The following is a 20877-nucleotide window of genomic DNA, read 5'->3' on the forward strand; positions in this document are numbered from 1 at the left end:
TGATTGTTTCAAATTAGTAACATATAAAGAGCATTATTTAGACAAAGCTAAAACAGTTAATTTGATTATTTGTCGGTTATACACTCAAATAAGCATAAAAAACCATTCAAAATAAAATTATAGTGCTTTGAACCATAATTTATCCAAAAAAATCATGTCCAATAATGCTTTAACAACCACTAACAAAACTACTATGCCAAAGCTAATACGATCACTCAAGCCGTAAAGGTCACAAAATTTACTTTGCGGCTTAAATGATCACTAATCAACTGACATTTTAGCTTAAACGTTCACTTAACCACGGTTGAACCAATGCTAATGCCGCATCAAGGTTCTCAGGCTGAGTACCACCAGCTTGCGCCATATCAGGACGCCCGCCACCTTTACCGCCGACTTGTTGAGCCACCATAGCAACTAACTCGCCTGCTTTGACTTTTCCGATAAGGTCTTTGCTCACGCCAGCTATCAAGTTAACTTTGGCGTCACCAGCAATACCTAAAACGATAATAGATGAAGGTAACTTCTGCTTAAGCTCATCTTGCAAGCCTCTTAGGGATTTAGGGTCAACACCTTCAAGTTTTTTAACTAACACTTTAATGCCATTCATCTCTATCGCTTCACCAGCGATATCGGCACTGGCAGCTGCAGCTAATTTATCTTTTAGCTGTGACATCTCTTTCTCAAGCGACTTAACTTTATCAAGCTGAGCTTTAAGTTTAGTAATAATAGAAGCTGAGTCAGACTTAAGTAAAGCAGCAGCTTGATCAAGCTTTGATTGCTGGTTAGCAACGTATTCCATTGCCGCTGCACCCGTTACGGCCTCAATACGACGAATACCGGCAGCGATACCACCTTCAGAAGTGATTTTGAATAATCCTATGTCACCAGTGCGGCCAACATGCGTACCACCACAAAGCTCAATCGAAAATTCACCCATGGTCACAACACGTACTTCGCTGTCATACTTCTCACCAAACAAAGCCATAGCGCCCTGCTCTTTAGCTTGGTCAATATCCATCACGGCAGTTTTTAGCTCATGGTTACAACGAATTTGTTCATTAACTAAGTCTTCAACTTGCTTAAGCTCTGCAGCAGTTACGGCTTCGAAGTGTGCAAAATCAAATCGTAAACGCTCAGGATTTACTAATGAGCCTTTCTGATTAACATGGGTACCTAACACAGTACGCAGTGCGGCATGTAATAGATGCGTCACCGAGTGGTTAAGTTGAGTACGGTCACGTAGATTAGCATTCACTTGTCCAGTAACAGTGTCACCGACTTTTAGTTCGCCAGTCACTAACTTACCTTCATGGCCAAATGCTTGGGTAAATAACTGAGTATCTGTCACTTCAAAATTAGCATCGTTAATGGTCAAATGGCCTTTATCACCCACTTGACCACCAGATTCAGCATAAAAAGGCGTATTGTCTAAAACAATAACCGCCTCTTGGTTTGCTGTTAATGTATCAACAGCCTGGCCTTCTACATATATAGCAGTAACTTTACCTTGACCATTTAGCTCGGTATAGCCGCAAAACTCTGTTTCACCTTCAATTTTAAGGCCTGCATTATAGTCAGTACCAAAATTACCTGCAGCTTGCGCTCGGCTACGTTGCTCAGCCATTGCCGTTTCAAAACCTGCTTCATCGACTGTGATATCGCGCTCACGGCATACATCAGCAGTCAGATCGACAGGAAAACCATAAGTATCGTAAAGTTTAAATGCGGTTTCACCATCTAAAATATTAGACTCAAGCGAGTTTAGTGCGTTGTCTAAAATACCAAGGCCACGCTCTAGTGTTCTTGCAAACTGTTCTTCTTCAGCTTTTAAAGACTTCTCAACGATAGCTTTAGCATCGACAAGTCCTTTACCTGCATCACCCATTACTTCAATCAGGGTTGGCACTAATTTGTAAAAGAAAGTATCAGTAGCACCAAGCTTGTTACCATGACGAACAGCACGGCGGATAATGCGGCGCAGTACATAACCACGACCTTCATTTGAAGGCATTACACCATCAGCAATCAAGAATGAACATGAACGAATATGGTCAGCAATAACGCGTAGTGATTTATTCTCTAAATCTTCAACCTTGATGATCTCTGCTGTCTTAGCAATAAGTTTTTTGAAGATATCAATTTCATAGTTTGAGTGAACGCCTTGCATAATTGCTGCAATACGCTCAATCCCCATACCAGTATCAACTGAAGGCTTCGGTAAAGGCAGCATCTCACCATCTGCTTGACGGTTATACTGCATGAATACGATGTTCCAAATCTCAATAAAGCGATCGCCATCTTCTTCAGGTGTACCAGGACGACCGCCCCAGATGTGTTCGCCATGATCATAGAATATTTCAGAACAAGGACCACAGGGACCTGTATCACCCATTTGCCAGAAGTTATCGGATGCGTAAGGTGCACCTTTATTATCGCCAATACGGATAATGTTCTCAGCGGCTACACCAATTTTCTTATTCCAAAGCTCAAATGCTTCGTCATCAGATTCATAAATGGTGACACAAAGACGTTCTTTAGGGAGTTTCAATGTTTCAGTCAGAAAATTCCAAGAATAGTGAATTGCTTCTTCTTTAAAGTAATCACCAAAACTGAAGTTACCCATCATTTCAAAGAAAGTGTGGTGACGAGCGGTATAACCCACGTTATCAAGGTCATTATGTTTCCCACCAGCACGCACACAACGTTGTGATGACGTGGCACGGGTATAACTACGCTTCTCTTGACCTAAAAAACAGTCTTTAAACTGATTCATACCGGCGTTGGTGAATAGTAACGTTGGGTCATTATGAGGGACTAACGAGCTGCTATCGACAACTTGATGTTCGTTATTACGAAAATACTCGAGGAAAGCACTTCTTAGTTCTGAGGTAGTTTGAAACATGAAATCGCCCTAAAATGGATAAATACTATTTATCAGGAAGCTGTTTATCAGCGCTTAATTGCTAACATTATATACTTAAACAAACAGTAGGTGCGACACTCAAGCGCATTAGATTGGCCATTTTATGCGGGAATTTATCGATTTAACTCATCGAATATTTGATTGAATACCTAATACGACATTAATTTTGCTATTAACGAAAGCATAAGGCGACTAAGAAAGAAATGTAGAGTGCTGCAATAATCAGTATAAATAAGAATTTGTGATGTATTTCACTTAACGATCAAATCGTTTTGATAACTGAGTTTTAGTGCATTGAAGTTTGAAATAAGAAATAAGAAATAAGAAATAAGAAATAAGAAATAAGAAATAAGAAATAAGAAATAAGAAATAATCTTAAAACAAAAGCGGCGAGCATAATGCTCACCGCGATAAATTTACCTAAATAGCTTAAAGGCTATTTTTTTAAAACACTTCACCAGTTTCTAAATCAATGTTTTCATCTGGTTTAGCTGAATCAGTGTCTTTAGTTTTACTCAATAAAAGCTCTCGTAACGCTGCTTCAATTTCTTTTGCTGCTTCAGGATTTTCGATTAGGTATTTACCGGCATTAGCACGGCCTTGACCAATCTTGCCACCTTTATAGCTATACCAAGCACCCGCTTTTTCAACAAGTTTATTCGCAACACCTAAATCAACAAGCTCTCCAGTACGGTTAATACCTTTGCCGTATAGGATTTGGAATTCAGCTTGTCTAAATGGTGCTGCAATCTTATTTTTCACAACTTTAACGCGTGTTTCGTTACCGACAACCTGGTCACCATCTTTAATGGCACCCGTACGACGAATATCTAAACGAACAGAAGCATAAAACTTAAGTGCGTTACCGCCAGTTGTGGTTTCAGGGTTACCAAACATTACACCAATTTTCATACGAATTTGGTTAATGAAGATTAACATTGTATTTGATTGCTTAAGGTTACCAGCAAGTTTACGCATGGCTTGGCTCATCATACGAGCAGCAAGCCCCATATGAGAATCACCAATTTCACCTTCAATCTCAGCTTTTGGCGTTAATGCTGCAACTGAATCGACAACGATGATATCAACAGCACCAGAACGCGTTAGCGCATCACAAATCTCAAGTGCTTGTTCGCCAGTATCAGGCTGTGAACAAAGCAAGTTATCAATATCCACACCCAGATTTTTCGCATAAATAGGGTCAAGAGCATGCTCTGCATCGATAAATGCACAGGTTTTACCTTCACGCTGAGCGGCAGCAATAACTTCTAATGTTAGTGTTGTTTTACCAGATGATTCTGGACCGTAGATTTCTACGATACGACCCATTGGTAAACCACCAGCGCCTAAAGCAACATCTAAAGAAAGTGAGCCAGTAGAAATAGTTTCAACATCCATTGTGCGGTCAGCGCCCAATTTCATGATGGAACCTTTACCAAATTGCTTCTCAATTTGACCTAACACAGCATTCAGTGCTTTCTCTTTATTTGGATCTGCTTTCTTCATTGTGTAGCCCTCTAAGCGAACTTATCTCATTGGCGAGATTGGTAACGAATAAATTTGTCTGTTTCTTAATATGAGCTCAGTATACTGTATAATCATACAGTATCAATAGTTACGTACAAAAAAAATATCAATCCATAACAATTACATTAATTAAACCAGGCAAATCAATAGATTAATAATATAAATATTTTTATAATAGCTAAACCACTGTATATACAACCCCGTATATACAGTGGTTTCAGAAACTCTAATGACGGGTAAATAAGCAACCAGCTTCGACAAGCACTTAAAATAAAAACATCACTAACCTAGTCTAAATCAGTAACTCTATTGGGATTCAAATCAAATATTGCTAAGATAAGCGCCGATGACGATTGGTCTCTTTTCCCGATTTCCAAGACATATTTAGAGCAATAAATTAATGACTTCAATTGAAAACCCAAATTTAGAAAAGCACACCCCGATGATGCGTCAATATTTGACGCTAAAAGCGCAAAATCCAGACATGTTATTGTTTTATCGAATGGGGGACTTTTATGAATTATTTTATGAAGATGCCAAACTTGCTTCTGAATTCTTAGGTATTTCGCTTACAGCAAGAGGGAAGAGTGGCGGTAATGCGATTCCAATGGCAGGGATCCCATATCATTCAGTTGAAGGTTATTTAGCTAAATTAGTTCAAATTGGTGAGTCTGCAGCCATTTGCGAACAAATAGGCGACCCAGCAACCAGTAAAGGTCCAGTAGAACGTAAAGTGGTTCGTATCGTTACACCGGGCACCTTAACTGATGAAGCTTTGCTACAAGAGCGCCAAGACAATTTACTTGCTGCAGTTTACCAAGGGAAAAATGGTTTTGGTTATTCAACCTTAGATGTGTCGTCAGGACGCTTCGTTGTGGTTGAACTAGAGAATGCCGAAACATTAGAAGCAGAACTACAACGTACTACCCCTGCTGAGTTACTTTACAGCGAAGATTTAGTCGACCTTCATTTAATTGAAAAAATTAAAGGTATTAGACGTCGTCCTGAATGGGAATTTGATTACGACACTAGTATGCAATTATTGCTTGAGCAATTTGGCACCAAAGATCTTCACGGTTTTGGTATTAGTGATGCACGCTTATCACTGCAAGCCGCTGGTTGTTTAATGCAATATGTGAAAGACACTCAGAAAACCGCTTTGCCACATATCAATAGCATTACCTTATTTAATCAAGCTGACACCATCATCTTAGATGCCGCAACAAGACGTAATCTTGAGCTGACATTAAACTTATCCGGTAATCGTGATAATACGCTTGCTTGGGTTTTAGATAAGACAGCAACACCAATGGGCAGCCGTATGCTCCAGCGCTGGATCCACCAGCCCTTAAGAAACCAACAACAGATCAGCCAACGCCATCAGGCCGTCTCTGAACTGATTGAAAGTGGTTTATACGCAGATTTACACCAACAACTTAAAGCACTTGGCGATATTGAACGCATCATGGCAAGGCTTGCTATTCGAAGTGCAAGACCACGAGATTTTGCCCGTTTACGTCAGGCTTTAGAGTTACTTCCTGAAATCCAGCAAACCCTTAGCCACTGCCAACAAGAAGAACTTCAGAGCCTTGGGCGTAAATTAGGTGAGTTTCCACACGAGCAACAATTATTAGCCGCAGCGATTGTTGATAACCCACCCATGCTTATCCGTGACGGCGGCGTAATCAAAACTGGATATAATGCCCAGTTAGATGAATGGCGCGGTTTAAGTGAAGGGGCTAATGATTACTTAGTACAGATGGAAGCGCGAGAAAAAGAGCAAACCGGTATTAACACCCTTAAAGTGGGCTATAACCGCGTACACGGCTATTACATTGAAGTCAGTCGCTTGCAGTCAGCGCAAGTACCACTCAGTTACCAACGCCGTCAAACATTGAAAAACACCGAACGTTATATCACGCCAGAATTAAAAGAATACGAAGATAAAGTACTTTCCAGCCAGGGCAAAGCGCTGGCCATAGAGAAAAAACTATGGGAAGAACTTTTTGATTTATTACTACCAAAACTACATGAATTACAGCTATTTGCTCAGTCAGCCTCAGAATTAGATGTATTAAGTAATTTTGCAGAGCGAGCCGAAACGCTTGGCTACAACTGTCCACAAATAACCGACGATATCGGCATACATATTGAAGCGGGTCGTCATCCTGTCGTTGAGCTTGTGAGCCAAACTCCTTTTATTGCTAACCCAGTGCAGTTGGCACCAACAAGAAGAATGTTAGTTGTCACAGGCCCGAATATGGGCGGTAAATCAACATACATGCGACAAGTTGCACTAATTACTCTTATGGCACATATCGGCAGTTTTGTTCCAGCTAAAAAAGCCGTTATTGGTCCAATTGATAGAATATTCACGCGTATAGGCGCCTCAGATGACTTAGCTTCTGGTCGTTCTACATTTATGGTAGAAATGACAGAAACCGCCAATATTCTGCATAATGCAACGGCAAAAAGCTTAGTGCTTATGGATGAAATTGGTCGTGGAACATCAACCTATGATGGCTTATCTTTAGCCTGGTCAGCTGCTGAGTACTTAGCTGAAAAAGTCGCTGCACTCACCTTATTTGCCACTCATTACTTTGAACTAACTCAATTACCTGAGCAAATCCCTGCAGCGGCCAACGTTCATTTAGATGCGATTGAACATGGTGATACGATTGCCTTTATGCATGCAGTGCAAGATGGCGCAGCAAGTAAAAGCTATGGCTTACAGGTTGCTTCTTTAGCTGGAGTTCCTGCTCATGTTATAAAAGCTGCCAAACAAAAACTGCATATGCTCGAAAGCAGAGATATAGCGAATAGCAATCAAATGCCAATACAGGAGGCGTTGAATCTATCGATGCCTGAACCTCAAACAAGTGCAGCAATTGAAAAGCTAAGCATGATAAACCCTGATGATTACAGCCCTAAGCAAGCCCTTGATATGCTTTATGAGTTAAAAAGGCTGTCGAACTTATAATGGTTTAAGCTGAAAACCGCTTATTATTCGCTATTAACACTAATTCAATCAAAAAAGTAAAACAGGACTGTAAAGCCAGTCCTGTTTAAATGACACTGTCTCTATGCCATAGACCTGAAGGTTATTTTTCTAAGCTTTTAAGCGAACTGGTATCGACTCCTTTCATCACTTCTTTTTCTAAAGCGTGTTGCTCAGCTAAATCATTAGCTTTTTTTTGTTGTTGTAGCTTTTGCTGCTCTATACTCATACGCACTTGACGTTGGGTTGCTTCTTGTTCAGTTTCACATTGTCTAAAACCATCTGACCAACCTTGAGCGTAATCAGCTTCACTATTAAAGCGAGTGACATCTTTCTTAAATTGGTCGAACAAACTACCACCCGCTTTATTCCCACTATCACAGCCGTCTTGAAAACCATCTGCATAAGCTAATGGATATCCTTGCTCAACCATATAATCACGAGTACTTTGACAGCCAACCAACGCTAATATTACGAATAAAAATAAATTTAACGGGATCATTTTTTTCATTATAAACTCCACAAAAAAATAATTAAAAACCAAAAAAAAGACAATAAAAAAGGACATCCCATGTCCTTCAATTTATCGATAATATCTAATAAAAGCTGATAGTTTATTAACTTCTAAATAATGCTTCAACCGATAAACCTTGCGCGCCCAGTACGTCTTTCAAACGTTTCAATGCCTCAACTTGTATTTGGCGAACACGTTCACGTGTTAAACCAATTTCAGCGCCTACGTTTTCTAAAGTCGATGGTTCGTATCCTAATAAACCAAAACGTCTCGCTAACACTTCACGTTGTTTGGTATTTAGCTCATTCAACCAACCTACAATTGAATTAGATAAGTCTTCATCTTGTACTTTGTAATCAGGCCCAACTGAATCGTCATCTGCAATGACATCTAATAATGCTTTATCATTATCCCCGCCTAACGGCGTATCAACAGAAGTGATTCTTTCGTTTAACTTGAGCATTCGACTCACATCGCTAGTAGATACATCTAATTTGTCAGCGATTTCTTCAGCCGTAGGTTCATGGTCTAGTTTTTGAGCAAGTTGTCTTGCTGTTCGCAAGTATACATTAAGCTCTTTAACGACATGGATAGGTAAACGAATGGTGCGGGTTTGATTCATGATCGCTCTTTCGATGGTTTGTCTAATCCACCAAGTAGCGTATGTTGAAAAACGAAAACCTCTTTCAGGATCAAACTTTTCGACAGCGCGAATAAGCCCTAAGTTTCCTTCTTCGATAAGGTCTAATAATGCTAATCCACGATTGTTATACCTTCTGGCAATCTTAACAACTAGTCGTAAATTACTTTCTATCATGCGATTGCGAGACTTCCCACAACCTTTAAGTGCTTTACGTGAAAAGAAGACTTCTTCTTCTGCACTAAGCAAAGGGGAAAAACCGATCTCACCTAAATATAGCTGAGTGGCGTCAAGATTCTTTTGTAAATCATCTTGAACTTGTTGTTCGATGTCGGGTTGCTGTGCGTCTTTGGCTTTCTTGCCAACCTTTACTGCAACCTCTTTTGGTTGTTTAGCTAAATCTATAAGCTCTTCTGCTACTGCAGCATTTTGTTTCTTGCTCATATGGTGCTCTCCCAAACCTGGTAAATTAAGTAGTTACTGCAATTGACTATCCTCCGTTTGAATGTGAACTAAACAGTTAGCGTTTAGGTAAATAATTTAATGGGTTTACTGACTTACCATGGCGACGAATTTCAAAATGTAACATCACCTGATTTGTCCCTGTGCTACCCATTTTCGCCACTGTCTGTCCAGCATTTACATATTGCTTTTCTTTGACCAGAATTGCATCAGCATGAGCGTAAGCACTTAAAAAATCATCATTATGTTTGATAATAACTAAATTGCCATAACCACGAAGTGCATTGCCTGCGTAAACAACTCTTCCATCTGCAGCGGCTTTAATAATATCGCCTCTAGAACCAGCGATCTTAATACCTTGATTGCCTTGCTGCGTTGTAGAGAAATATCCTACTATCTTACCTTGTGTTGGCCAATTCCACTGACTGACTTTCTTGGGCAAGGTAGAAACAGAATTTTTCGCTACTTGAACTGTTTTCTCTTGGGTAGTTTTTACAGAATACGCAGGCTTAGCTTTCTGATCAAGCTCTTTTTTTGTACTATCTTTTTTTGCTGTTGCTGTAGGCTGTTTTTGCGCTGAAGTTTGTTTTACAACTGTTTTATTTACAGACTTAGGCTTGCTGTTCGCTACAATGACAGGTTTAGAAGCAGGTTGGGTTGTCGGTTTTGTCGCCGCTATAGCTGTAGCAGTAGACTTCTGAGGTTTGGTTAACCTTAAATTCTGCCCAGGATAGATAGTATAAGGCGCTTTTAAACCATTAAATCTGGCGATGTCATTAAAGTCTTGCCCTGCCCCCCACGATATAGAGTACAAGGTATCACCCTTTCTAACTTGATAACTGCCACTCTTAATCGACCCTTTATTATATTTTTGTCCAGCAATAGAGGAAATGCTGCTAACAGGTGCAGGATAATGAGCTTGAAAACTACAGCCTGAAAGATATAGACATACAATGGCTAAAAAAATCAAATTACGACAGTTCAATTCTTGCTCCAGTAAACATGTTGAAATATCGCCTCTTGAAAATATTAAGCTAATTCGCCATTAATTAACGGCACAAACTTTACCGCTTCAATGATTTGAGATTGGAATTCATTTTGCGTTCGAGTGATTTTTAATAACTGTTGAGAATCTTCACCTACAGGGATAACTAACACTCCCTTTTCTGCGAGCTGTTCAAGCAATGCTTCAGGCACTGACGCAGCGGCAGCGGTTACCATGATCGCATCAAAAGGGCCTTTATTTGGCCAACCTTTCCAGCCATCACCGTATTTAAAAGAAACGTTGTGTAAATCTAAGCGCTTCAATCGCTGACGAGCTTGGATTTGTAATGCTTTAATTCTCTCAATAGTGCAAAGCTGAGGAACAAGCTGCGCCAAAATAGCAGCTTGATAACCAGAGCCTGTGCCTATTTCTAACACTCTTTCTGGATTATGTTGCAGTAGTAACTCGGTCATTCGGGCAACAATATAAGGCTGTGAAATAGTTTGCCCTTGGCCAATAGGCAAAGCAGTATTCTCATAGGCCTTATGCGCTAAAGCCCCATCAAGAAAAATTTCTCGTGGGGTATTGGATACTGCTTGTAATACCGCTTGGTTACGGATCCCTGTTTCATGTAACTTTCGAGCTAAGTTGAGGGCAACAGTTGAAGCTACCTGACTCATATTTTATTTATCCAGTTTTCTAAACCAGCAAGCTGGCCATAAGCAGTTAAGTCGACAGTTAGCGGAGTAATTGACACATAACCTTGTTCAACTGTACCAAAGTCCGTATCAGCGCTAGCATCTTGTTCTTTACCTGGTGGGCCTAGCCAATAAATATCTCTACCAGCAGGATCTTTTGTTTTAATCATACCTTCGGCTTTATGCCTTGAGCCTAAACGAGTAATTTTAATGCCTTTAATCTCATCTACTGGCACATCTGGTACGTTTACATTCAAAATCTGATCATTATCAATAGGATGTGCTAATAAGCCTTTGACAATCTTTCCGGCATAAATAGCTGCAGTTTTATAATGACGCAGCTCTTTGCCTGCCAGTGATACGGCAATTGCCGGTAAGCCTAAAAAGCGCCCTTCCATTGCAGCTGCAACCGTACCTGAATATAAGGTATCATCGCCCATATTGGCACCAGCATTAATCCCTGATACCACTATGTCAGGCTCTTCAGTACATAATTCTCTGATCGCTAAATGGACGCAATCAGACGGTGTGCCGTTTACCGCAATATAACCATTATCTAAGTTATTAATTCTTAATGGATTAGTCAAGGTCAAAGAATTACTTGCCGCTGAACAATTTCTATCCGGAGCAACGACTAAAATATTGCCAATGCCTGCTAACTCTTCTGCTAATGCTTTAATTCCTGGTGAAGTAACACCATCATCATTACTGACTAGTATGTTAATCATCACTTAACCCTTATCAGTGTTATTAGTGGTATCGCTTGTCACTGTATTGTTAAACTGCTCTGCTTGAGCCTGTTGCTGCATTGCAACCATCTGTTGTCGCTGAACTTCTTGCACATCTTGATACTCTACAAGTTCTCTTAATACCGATGTAGCATAACTTCCTGCTGGTAAAATAAACTCTATAACTAAAACATCATTTTCTTCAAAACGATATTTAAGTGCTTGAGGCTTTAATAATAGTGAGCGACGCTCTTGCTCTAAACCGGCTTCTTCAAGCCCTGATAGATCTGTAGTTAAATCAGCCAATGAAGCTTGCTCAAGTACTGCAGCCAAACCTTGAGTTGGCAGTTCGCCACGTCCCCACAATGGCGCAGATAGTTGAATGTCATCATCCGTTAGACGTTTAACGGTCGTTTCATCCCAGTTATCAGCAACAAAAAAGCTTTTGCTACCAGCCAACATGACACAATCGCCATTGATGGGATCTACACCATTTTTCTGTAATCGATAGGACACCGCGGTATTAAACACGTTTGAACGAACAGCAGACAAATACATACTGCGTTTTTTCCTGTCTTTAACTTTCTTTCCTGCAAGCATCTGCTGCCCGAAAATTAAATTCTTACCTTTGTGACCAAAACGCTGCTCACCAAAATAATTGGGAACGCCCGCTGCAGCAATTTGTTTAATTCGCTGCTCAAGTATCGCTTTATCAGAAACGTTACGTAACGTCAGTTCAAATCGGTTACCTAGTAATGCACCAATTCGTAATTTTTTACTATGACGTTGACTCGATAGGATCGTTAATTGATCATCGGTTAATGATTGCCAATTAGGGGTTTCTTTACCAGGGATACGCACACCAAACCATTGTTCTGTCACTGCGTTTCTATCTTTTTGTCCTGCGTAAGTGACTTCTTTTTGATGCACTTTGGCAAACTTGGCTAATATCTCCGCCACTTGTGTGGTATTTAATCCGTCTTTACGAATATGGATCATATGATGCTCACCTTCGCCAGTAGGGCTAAAAGGCAGCATCTCTTTGACGATAAAATCGCTATTCACAGTACGTAAATCAGCGGTGCAATCAGGTTTACCAAACAAGTAATGTAACGGGATCATGTTTATTCTCGAATCAACGAATGAGTTATTAATTAACAACGGTTTTGAGCTGTACGTATAAATCGCTGTTTCAAATTTAGATGATTTACTAAAAAACTAGTCTCTCACCATAAGTACAACTGACTCAACTGCAATACCTTCTTTTCGGCCAGTAAAGCCCAGTTTTTCAGTTGTTGTCGCTTTGACGTTGATATTATCAATATCTGTCATCAAGTCTTCGGCAAGACATGTTCTTATTGACTCAATATGCGGCAACATTTTTGGCGCTTGGGCAATGATAGTGACATCTAAGTTACCGATCATAAATTGCTTTTGTTGGGCTAAAGAAAAACAATGTCTTAATAACACTCTGCTGTCAGCACCTTCAAACTCTGCGTCAGTGTCGGGGAAATGTTTGCCAATATCCCCTAGTGCCATCGCACCCAATATCGCATCTGAAATAGCGTGTAAAACTACATCACCATCAGAATGAGCAATCAATCCTGTCTCATAAGGAACTGTAACACCACCAAGAATAAGTGGCTTATCACCACCAAATTTGTGTACGTCAAAACCGTGACCAATGCGTATATTCAACATGATAAAAACCGCTATTTAAGAGAATGAATGTGGGTTAAAAATAGTAAAGCTAATTGTAAGTCATCAGGATGAGTGACTTTAATGTTATCCGCACGACCTGATACTAAACCCGGCTGAATACCGGCCCATTCCATCGCACTTGCCTCATCTGTAATTTGAACACCTTGCTTAAGTGCATCGCTTAGGTGTTGCTGTAGACTTGAACATGGAAATAGTTGAGGTGTTAAAGCATGCCAAAGGTTTTCACGGGACACCGTCTCAGAAATAATATCGCTAGAACCATTGCTGCGTTTCATCGTATCTCGAACGGGCATCGCTAAAATAGCGCCTTGAGGATGTTCAATACGAGCGTGGAGCAATTTTTCAATATCGTCATGAGTTAAGCAGGGCCGAGCCGCATCGTGCACTAATACCCATGGAGACTCATGGCTAGATTCGTCTATACAGTTAAGTGCACAAAGAACTGAATCTGCACGTTCCCCCCCGCCAATAACGGTCTTAACTTTGGGATGGCTAGCTTGGGATAAGGAGCCAAAAAAAGTATCATCAGGATGCAAAGCAACGATGACTTGTTTGATGTTTTTATGGCTAATTAAGCTGTCTAAGGTATGAGCTAGGATACTTTGCTCACCTAAAGCTAAATACTGCTTGGGGATAGTTGCGCCCATTCTTGCACCAATACCAGCTGCAGGAACAATAGCGATAACAGATTGATTATCTGAGTTCATAAAAAATTATTGACCAAAACTAGCATTATTACGGGGGTTATTTCCAACAACGCGATAAAAGGTTTCGCCTTCTTTCACCATACCCAGTTCATTACGAGCACGTTCTTCAATTGCTTCTGTACCACTTTTTAAATCGATAATTTCAGCTTTTAAAATTTGATTTCGAGCGATGAGTTTGTCGTTACTGGCTTGTTGACTGTCTATCTGCTTTTTCAGATTCATATATTGAGATAGATTATTCTCGCCCTGCCAAAGTCGGAGCTGCAGTAAACCAACTAAGATAAAAAGTAATAATAATAGGCTTTTCATATGGCGAATGTGGTGGAATAAATGAATAGTATCACTATAGTACAACAAAAAAGGCCACCTAGTGGTGGCCTTTTTTTAACTCAGGGGAAAATTAACCCTGACCTTTAACTTCTTTAAGACCATTGTATGGTGCTTTTGAACCTAGCGCTTCTTCGATACGAAGAAGTTGGTTGTACTTAGCAACACGATCAGAGCGGCTTAATGAGCCAGTTTTGATTTGGCCTGCAGCTGTACCAACCGCTAAGTCAGCAATGGTTGAATCTTCAGTTTCGCCGCTGCGATGCGAGATAACAACAGTGAAACCAGCATCTTTAGCCATTTTGATAGCAGCTAAAGTTTCAGTTAATGAACCGATTTGATTAAACTTAATTAAGATTGAATTGGCAATACCGTTGTCGATACCACGCTTAAGAATCTTAGTGTTTGTTACGAATAAATCGTCACCAACTAATTGGATTTGGTCACCCATTAGTTTAGTTTGGTGCGCGAAACCATCCCAGTCTGATTCGTCAAGACCGTCTTCGATAGAAACGATTGGGTATTGCTTAGTAAGATCCTGTAAGAAGAAGTTGAATTCTTCAGAAGTAAATTTCTTACCTTCACCTTTAAGATCGTAGATGTTTGCTTCTTTGTCGTAAAACTCAGATGCAGCACAATCCATCGCTAAAGTGATGTCTTTACCTAGCTCGTAACCCGCATTTGCAACAGCAACTTTAATTGCAGCAAGTGCAGCTTCGTTAGACTCAAGATTTGGCGCGAAACCACCTTCATCACCAACTGCAGTTGAATGACCGTCAGCTTTAAGTACTTTAGCTAGGCTATGGAATACTTCAGCGCCCATACGCAGACCTTCACGGAAGTTAGCAGCGCCAACAGGTTGGATCATAAATTCTTGAATATCTACACTGTTATCAGCATGCTCGCCACCATTGATGATGTTCATCATAGGAAGAGGCATAGAATAAACACCTGGCGTACCATTGAGGTCAGCAATGTGTGCATATAAAGGCACTTTCTTAGAGATTGCAGCCGCTTTAGCAGCAGCTAGCGAAACGGCTAAAATAGCGTTAGCGCCAAATTTAGCTTTATTTTCGGTACCATCTAAGTCAATCATGATTTGGTCAAGTTCAGCTTGAGCCAATGCATCTTTACCGTTAAGCGCTTCAGCAATTGGGCCATTTACAGCGGCAACCGCTTTTAATACACCTTTACCTAAGTAGCGTGCTTTATCTCCGTCACGTAATTCTAAAGCTTCACGAGAACCCGTTGATGCACCAGAAGGTGCTGCAGCCATGCCGATAGAGCCATCAGCAAGATGAACTTCAGCTTCTACAGTTGGGTTACCGCGTGAATCCATGATTTCACGACCAATGACGTTAATAATGTTAGCCATAATTCCCTCGATATATGTAAGTTAAAATTAAAATAGAAAATCAATACCAATAAATCGCTGCTATATATAATTCAGCTAGCAATTATTGGTATTTCACTTTCAGTTTGGTAATAAAGTATCAACAAGAGGCATAGCATAGTCCTATTCTCTTTTAGCGGCAACTACTACCTGTATATGGCACCTGAGCGATAAAAAAAAGCCACTGATGTTGTCATCAAGTGGCTTTTCTATTTTACTCTGCGTCACCTTTTTGGTGAGCAGCGGCTGCGGCAACAAAACCTTCAAATAATGGATGTCCATCACGAGGCGTTGAAGTGAATTCAGGGTGGAACTGACCAGCGACAAACCAAGGATGATCTGGAAGCTCAATCATTTCCACTAATTTACGATCAGAAGACAAACCACTGAATACTAAACCGGCTTTTTCTAAGCGATCAACATAGTTGTTGTTAACTTCAAAGCGATGACGGTGACGTTCAACACAAGTGTTTGAATCGTAAGCTGCAGCAGCTTTAGTACCATCCGCTAAATGACATAGCTGAGCACCTAAACGCATTGTGCCGCCTAAGTCTGATTCTTCATGACGTTGCTCAACGGTACCTTCTTCATTGATCCATTCAGTAATCAGACCAATAACAGGATGTTCAGTTTCTGCATTAAACTCTGTTGAATGAGCACCTTCAAGCTTAGCAACATTTCGAGCAAACTCGATAAGCGCCACTTGCATACCTAAACAAATACCGAAGTAAGGGATTTTATTTTCGCGAGCATATTGTGCTGCAAAAATCTTACCTTCAACACCACGTTCACCGAAACCACCTGGTACTAGAATACCATCTAAGCCTTGGAGTACTTCGCCGCCTTTCGCTTCAACAGTTTGAGCATCAACATATTGAATATTCACTGTTACGCGGTTTTTAAGGCCTGCATGCTTTAATGCTTCATTGACTGACTTATAAGCATCAGGCAGTTCAATATATTTACCCACCATACCAATGGTGACTTCACCTGTTGGGTTAGCTTCTTGGTAAATTACATTTTCCCACTCTGATAAATCAGCTTCTTTACAATCGATACCAAAACGTTTGATAACTAAATCATCTAAACCTTGTGAACGAAGTAAAGCTGGGATTTTATAAATACTGTCAACATCTTTCAGTGAAATAACCGCTTTTTCTACTACGTTACAAAATAGCGAAATTTTCGCTTTTTCATTGGCAGGAATAGCACGGTCACCACGACATACTAATACGTCTGGAGCGATACCAATCGAACGTAACTCTTTTACAGAGTGTTGTGTTGGTTTCGTTTTGATTTCACCAGCAGCACCTAAGAAAGGCACTAACGTAAGATGCATAAATAATGTGCGGTCACGTCCTAGCTCGGCACCTAATTGACGAATTGACTCAAGGAAAGGCAGTGATTCAATATCACCAACGGTTCCGCCAATCTCAACGATACAAACATCATGGCCTTCGCCACCTTCAAGTACTTTTTCTTTAATCGCATTAGTAATATGCGGAATAACCTGAATTGTTGCACCTAAATAATCACCACGACGTTCTTTACGAAGCACTTGCTCGTAAATACGACCTGTAGTGAAGTTATTACGACGGTTCATCTTGGTTCTAATGAAACGCTCGTAATGACCTAAATCTAAATCGGTTTCAGCACCATCTTCAGTAACGAATACTTCACCATGCTGAGTCGGGCTCATGGTGCCTGGATCAACGTTAATGTATGGGTCAAGTTTCATAATGGTTACATTGAGGCCACGAGCCTCTAAAATTGCTGCTAATGACGCTGCTGCAATGCCTTTACCTAGTGATGAAACAACGCCACCAGTTACGAAGATATACCTTGTAGTCATGCTGAACCTGAGAATGTGAGTTTGAAAAATACGTGCTTGTAAGAAAGCACTAGGACGGGGCGACATTCTACCAAAATAGCGCGCTAACAACAAACAATAAACGCATTAAATTGATATTAAGCATCACATGATTACAGAATAATAATTCTCAATCATTCTCATCACTTTGGAATTGAGATGATGCGTAATGAAGAGATGATAAGCATCATCTCAATCTTAATTATTAACTTCTTTCTGTAAGTTTAACTTTATCCCAGTAGGCATCAAGCTCTTCAAGTGAATGTTCTTCAAAAGCTTTGCTACTTTGCGCAGCATGTTGCTCAACACCTCTGAATCGACGTTCAAATTTTTGATTAGCTTGTCTTAGGGCTTGCTCAGGATCTACGCCTAAATGTCTTGCCATGTTAGCAACAGCAAAGAGTAAGTCGCCCATTTCATCAACAACCTTGGGAAAGTACTCTTCTTTATTCGTCGATAAATGCTTAGCTTCAACTAATACTTCATCGATTTCTTCATGTACTTTAGCAACTACAGGGGCTAAATCAGGCCAGTCAAAACCCACCTTAGCCACACGCTTTTGAATTTTAATGGCGCGATTAAGTGCCGGTAACGCCACCGGAATATCGTCAAGTAGCGATAGTTGGCTTTTCTGTACTCTTTCCTGTTGTTTGATTTCATCCCATGCAAGTTTAACCTGCTCAGCGTTATCAGCAGGATCATCGCTGATGAACACATGTGGGTGACGACGGGTTAACTTGTGACAAATCTTATCAACGACCGTGGAGAAATCGAACAAGCCTTGTTCTTTACCCAGTTGACAATAAAACACCACTTGGAACAGTAAATCTCCCAGTTCATCCGGTAATGAATCTAAATCAGCTTGCTCAATAGCATCGGCAACTTCATATGCTTCTTCAAGAGTGAATGGCACTATCGTTTCAAATGTCTGCTCTTTGTCCCATGGGCAACCCGTTTTAGGATCCCGCAGTTTTTCCATGATATTTAATAATGGCTGCATTACGTCATTAGATTTTGAAGGCATATTCTCATTTCTCATTTCTCATTTTCAAATACAAGTAGAACTTAAAAACAAAGGCGACAAACCTTTCGATTTATCACCTTTTTTAATCATCAAATGCGCTAAGCGATATTAAATTATAATCTTCTCGCTTCGATAACGCCTTCGACTTGGCTTAGTTTTGCCAAAATTCTTGAAAGACCGTCTAGATTATATAGCTCAAGTTCAAGCTGAACTGCTGCCGTCTGGTTTTTCTCATCGGAACTTGAACTCATCGCCATGACATTAGACTTTTCAGCAGCAAGTACTGTCGTGACATCCCTTAGCAATCCGCTACGGTCATGGGCGTTAACCACCACTTTAATGCGGTAACCACCGGAGTAATTTTCACCCCAAACAACTTCTACATTTCTTTCAGGGTGAACACGCATCAACTCTTTGACTTGAGCACAATCGCTGCGGTGAACTGATACGCCGCGCCCCATAGTGATATAACCAAATATCTCATCACCAGGTACAGGCTTGCAGCAACTGGCAATATGGCTTAATAAATTACCGACACCATTCACTTCAACCTGACCTTTGCCTTTACGCTCAGGTTTAGTATGGGAACGCTTAATGATTTCCTCAACAATCTCTTGTTCAGTACTTTCTGCTTTGCGAAGGCTGGTCTCAATAAAGTTGACCACTTGGTTTAACCGTAAATCGCCACCACCAATCGCCGCTAACATGTCATCCATTGTGTTCATGTTAAAACGTTCAACTGCGATCTTGGCATCTTTTATCGTCAGCGTGACTCGGGCTAGTTCAGCCTCAAGCAGTTCTTTACCTGCGGCCATGTTTTTGTCGCGGTCTTGCTGCTTAAACCAATGTTGTATTTTTGAACGAGAACGTGATGACTTTATATAGCCTAAATTTGGGTTTAACCAATCACGTTTAGGGTTAGGATGCTTTGAAGTAATAATCTCAATGCGTTCACCGGTTTCAACTTGATAAGTAAATGGCACAATTCTGCCATCCACTTTAGCGCCAATACATTTATGCCCGACGTGAGAATGGATATAGTAAGCGAAATCTAGCACTGTTGAACCTAATGGTAAGTCAACAACTTCGCCATTGGGTGTAAACACATAAACGCGATCTTCAAATACCTGGCTGCGAACTTCTTCAACTAAGTTACCCGTTTCAGCAACGTCTTCTTGCCAAAGTAAAATGTTACGTAGCCAATTGATTTTTTCTTCATAGCCACTTTGTTTAGTCGCGCCACCCGCAGTGCCTTCTTTGTACTTCCAGTGAGCAGCCACACCGAGCTCTGCATCTTGGTGCATCGCTTCTGTACGGATTTGAATTTCAACTGTTTTACCTTCAGGACCCACAACAACGGTATGAATAGATTGGTAACCATTAGGCTTTGGATTTGCCACATAATCATCAAACTCACGGGGGATATGATGCCAAAGCGTATGGACCACTCCCAATGCGCCATAACAATCTTGCAGGCGGTCAGTGACAATCCTGACTGCACGCACATCAAACAGTTCATCAAACTTAAGATCTTTGCCCTTCATCTTACGCCAGATGCTGTAAATGTGTTTTGGGCGGCCATAAACTTTAGCGCGAATTTCATCGTCATCGAGGCGTTGTTGCAACTGGCTGACAAACTTGTCTACAAACACTTCTCTATCGACACGTTTGCCATCAAGTTGTTTGGCAATATCTTTATAAACTGTAGGGTGAAGGTAGCGAAATGAAATATCTTCCAATTCCCACTTTAGTTGACCAATACCTAGACGGTTTGCCAATGGTGCATAAATATCAGCAATCTCACGAGCCAATAAAACTCGCGTTTCTTCGTCGGCATTTTTAACTTCACGCAGCAAACGTAGTCGTTCAGCAAGTTTAATCACCACTGCGCGAACATCTTCCACCATCGCCAACAACATTTTACGAATATTGTCGATTTGTGGTTCAGCAGCGCGAGAGTCCTGACTCACCTTTAATGCACCGATGGCTTCCATAGTCACAACACTGGCAACCAGGCTGCCTAAACTTGCGCCAAATTTTTCGGTAATTTCTTCAACAGATAAGATGCCAGCATCATGAATAATGAATAACAAGGATGCCTGTAGAGTTTCGATGTCCATGTTTAATGGTGCAAGGATTTCGACCATTTCTCTGGCGCGTTCAAGCAACTCGCGATGTAAGGCGGGGGTTTTAGTGGGCAAAGCATCTAGTTGATGAATAAGTTCCAGCAGCATTTGAGCTTCTTCAGCGTTATCAATGTAACGTACTACCCACTCATCGATATTAAAATCGGCTGAATTGAAATGTGCTTCTCGGACTGAGACCATAATTAACTTCCTTATTGGAACTTACTTCTACT

General features: G+C 40.6%; 16 protein-coding genes. 1 reads left to right on the forward strand and 15 read right to left on the reverse strand.

Annotated elements, in window-relative coordinates; all coding sequences use genetic code 11:
• Nucleotides 1-277 precede the first annotated feature (277 nt).
• Together alaS and recA are read right to left on the reverse strand one after the other, a co-directional pair.
• Nucleotides 278-2902 carry an alanine--tRNA ligase gene (gene alaS, locus FPK91_RS08150; protein ID WP_144210314.1) on the reverse strand — a complete coding sequence of 875 codons (2625 nt, stop codon included), beginning with the start codon at nt 2900-2902 and terminating at the stop codon, nt 278-280.
• Between the two features lie 465 nt (nt 2903-3367).
• Complete coding sequence (recA, locus tag FPK91_RS08155; RefSeq protein ID WP_144210316.1) at nt 3368-4429, reverse strand: recombinase RecA; 1062 nt, start codon at nt 4427-4429, stop codon at nt 3368-3370.
• 421 nt (nt 4430-4850) lie between these two features.
• On the opposite strand from recA, the gene mutS reads away from it, so the two are divergent.
• Nucleotides 4851-7430 (forward strand): DNA mismatch repair protein MutS, encoded by a 2580-nt coding sequence (gene mutS / locus FPK91_RS08160; protein WP_144210318.1) that lies wholly within the window; start codon nt 4851-4853, stop codon nt 7428-7430.
• A gap of 121 nt (nt 7431-7551) precedes the next feature.
• On the opposite strand, the gene FPK91_RS08165 is transcribed toward mutS, so the two are convergent.
• The 13 genes from FPK91_RS08165 to relA form a co-directional block, all read right to left on the reverse strand.
• Nucleotides 7552-7959, reverse strand: a complete 408-nt coding sequence (locus tag FPK91_RS08165) for a hypothetical protein (protein ID WP_144210320.1) — start codon at nt 7957-7959, stop codon at nt 7552-7554.
• Between the two features lie 106 nt (nt 7960-8065).
• A complete protein-coding gene (rpoS, locus tag FPK91_RS08170; protein ID WP_144210322.1) occupies nt 8066-9046 on the reverse strand; it encodes an RNA polymerase sigma factor RpoS in 981 nt (326 codons plus the stop codon).
• Nucleotides 9047-9122: 76 nt separating this feature from the next.
• Nucleotides 9123-10034, reverse strand: coding sequence for a peptidoglycan DD-metalloendopeptidase family protein (locus FPK91_RS08175; protein ID WP_227006717.1), 912 nt, complete (start codon nt 10032-10034; stop codon nt 9123-9125).
• A gap of 59 nt (nt 10035-10093) precedes the next feature.
• Complete coding sequence (locus tag FPK91_RS08180; RefSeq protein WP_144210327.1) at nt 10094-10729, reverse strand: protein-L-isoaspartate(D-aspartate) O-methyltransferase; 636 nt, start codon at nt 10727-10729, stop codon at nt 10094-10096.
• On the reverse strand, nt 10726-11475 hold the full coding sequence (surE, locus tag FPK91_RS08185) for a 5'/3'-nucleotidase SurE (RefSeq protein ID WP_144210329.1): 750 nt from the start codon (nt 11473-11475) through the stop codon (nt 10726-10728). The genes FPK91_RS08180 and surE overlap by 4 nt, the downstream gene beginning before the upstream one ends.
• A gap of 3 nt (nt 11476-11478) precedes the next feature.
• A complete protein-coding gene (gene truD / locus FPK91_RS08190) occupies nt 11479-12597 on the reverse strand; it encodes a tRNA pseudouridine(13) synthase TruD (protein WP_144210331.1) in 1119 nt (372 codons plus the stop codon).
• Nucleotides 12598-12693: 96 nt separating this feature from the next.
• The gene (gene ispF / locus FPK91_RS08195; protein WP_144214261.1) at nt 12694-13173 is read right to left on the reverse strand and encodes a 2-C-methyl-D-erythritol 2,4-cyclodiphosphate synthase; all 480 of its coding nucleotides are present in this window, start codon (nt 13171-13173) and stop codon (nt 12694-12696) included.
• Between the two features lie 14 nt (nt 13174-13187).
• Nucleotides 13188-13904: a 2-C-methyl-D-erythritol 4-phosphate cytidylyltransferase gene (ispD, locus tag FPK91_RS08200; protein ID WP_144210333.1), complete on the reverse strand. Its 717-nt coding sequence runs from the start codon at nt 13902-13904 to the stop codon at nt 13188-13190.
• Nucleotides 13905-13910: 6 nt separating this feature from the next.
• Nucleotides 13911-14213: a cell division protein FtsB gene (ftsB, locus tag FPK91_RS08205; protein WP_144214263.1), complete on the reverse strand. Its 303-nt coding sequence runs from the start codon at nt 14211-14213 to the stop codon at nt 13911-13913.
• A gap of 91 nt (nt 14214-14304) precedes the next feature.
• Nucleotides 14305-15606 (reverse strand): phosphopyruvate hydratase, encoded by a 1302-nt coding sequence (eno, locus tag FPK91_RS08210; RefSeq protein WP_144210335.1) that lies wholly within the window; start codon nt 15604-15606, stop codon nt 14305-14307.
• Between the two features lie 232 nt (nt 15607-15838).
• Nucleotides 15839-17476 carry a CTP synthase gene (locus tag FPK91_RS08215; protein WP_144210337.1) on the reverse strand — a complete coding sequence of 546 codons (1638 nt, stop codon included), beginning with the start codon at nt 17474-17476 and terminating at the stop codon, nt 15839-15841.
• Nucleotides 17477-17699: 223 nt separating this feature from the next.
• Nucleotides 17700-18518 carry a nucleoside triphosphate pyrophosphohydrolase gene (mazG, locus tag FPK91_RS08220; RefSeq protein ID WP_227006718.1) on the reverse strand — a complete coding sequence of 273 codons (819 nt, stop codon included), beginning with the start codon at nt 18516-18518 and terminating at the stop codon, nt 17700-17702.
• 113 nt (nt 18519-18631) lie between these two features.
• Nucleotides 18632-20845 (reverse strand): GTP diphosphokinase, encoded by a 2214-nt coding sequence (relA, locus tag FPK91_RS08225; protein ID WP_144210341.1) that lies wholly within the window; start codon nt 20843-20845, stop codon nt 18632-18634.
• Between the last annotated feature and the right edge of the window lie 32 nt (nt 20846-20877).

It is taken from the genome of Shewanella donghaensis (assembly GCF_007567505.1).
Taxonomy (GTDB): domain Bacteria; phylum Pseudomonadota; class Gammaproteobacteria; order Enterobacterales; family Shewanellaceae; genus Shewanella; species Shewanella donghaensis.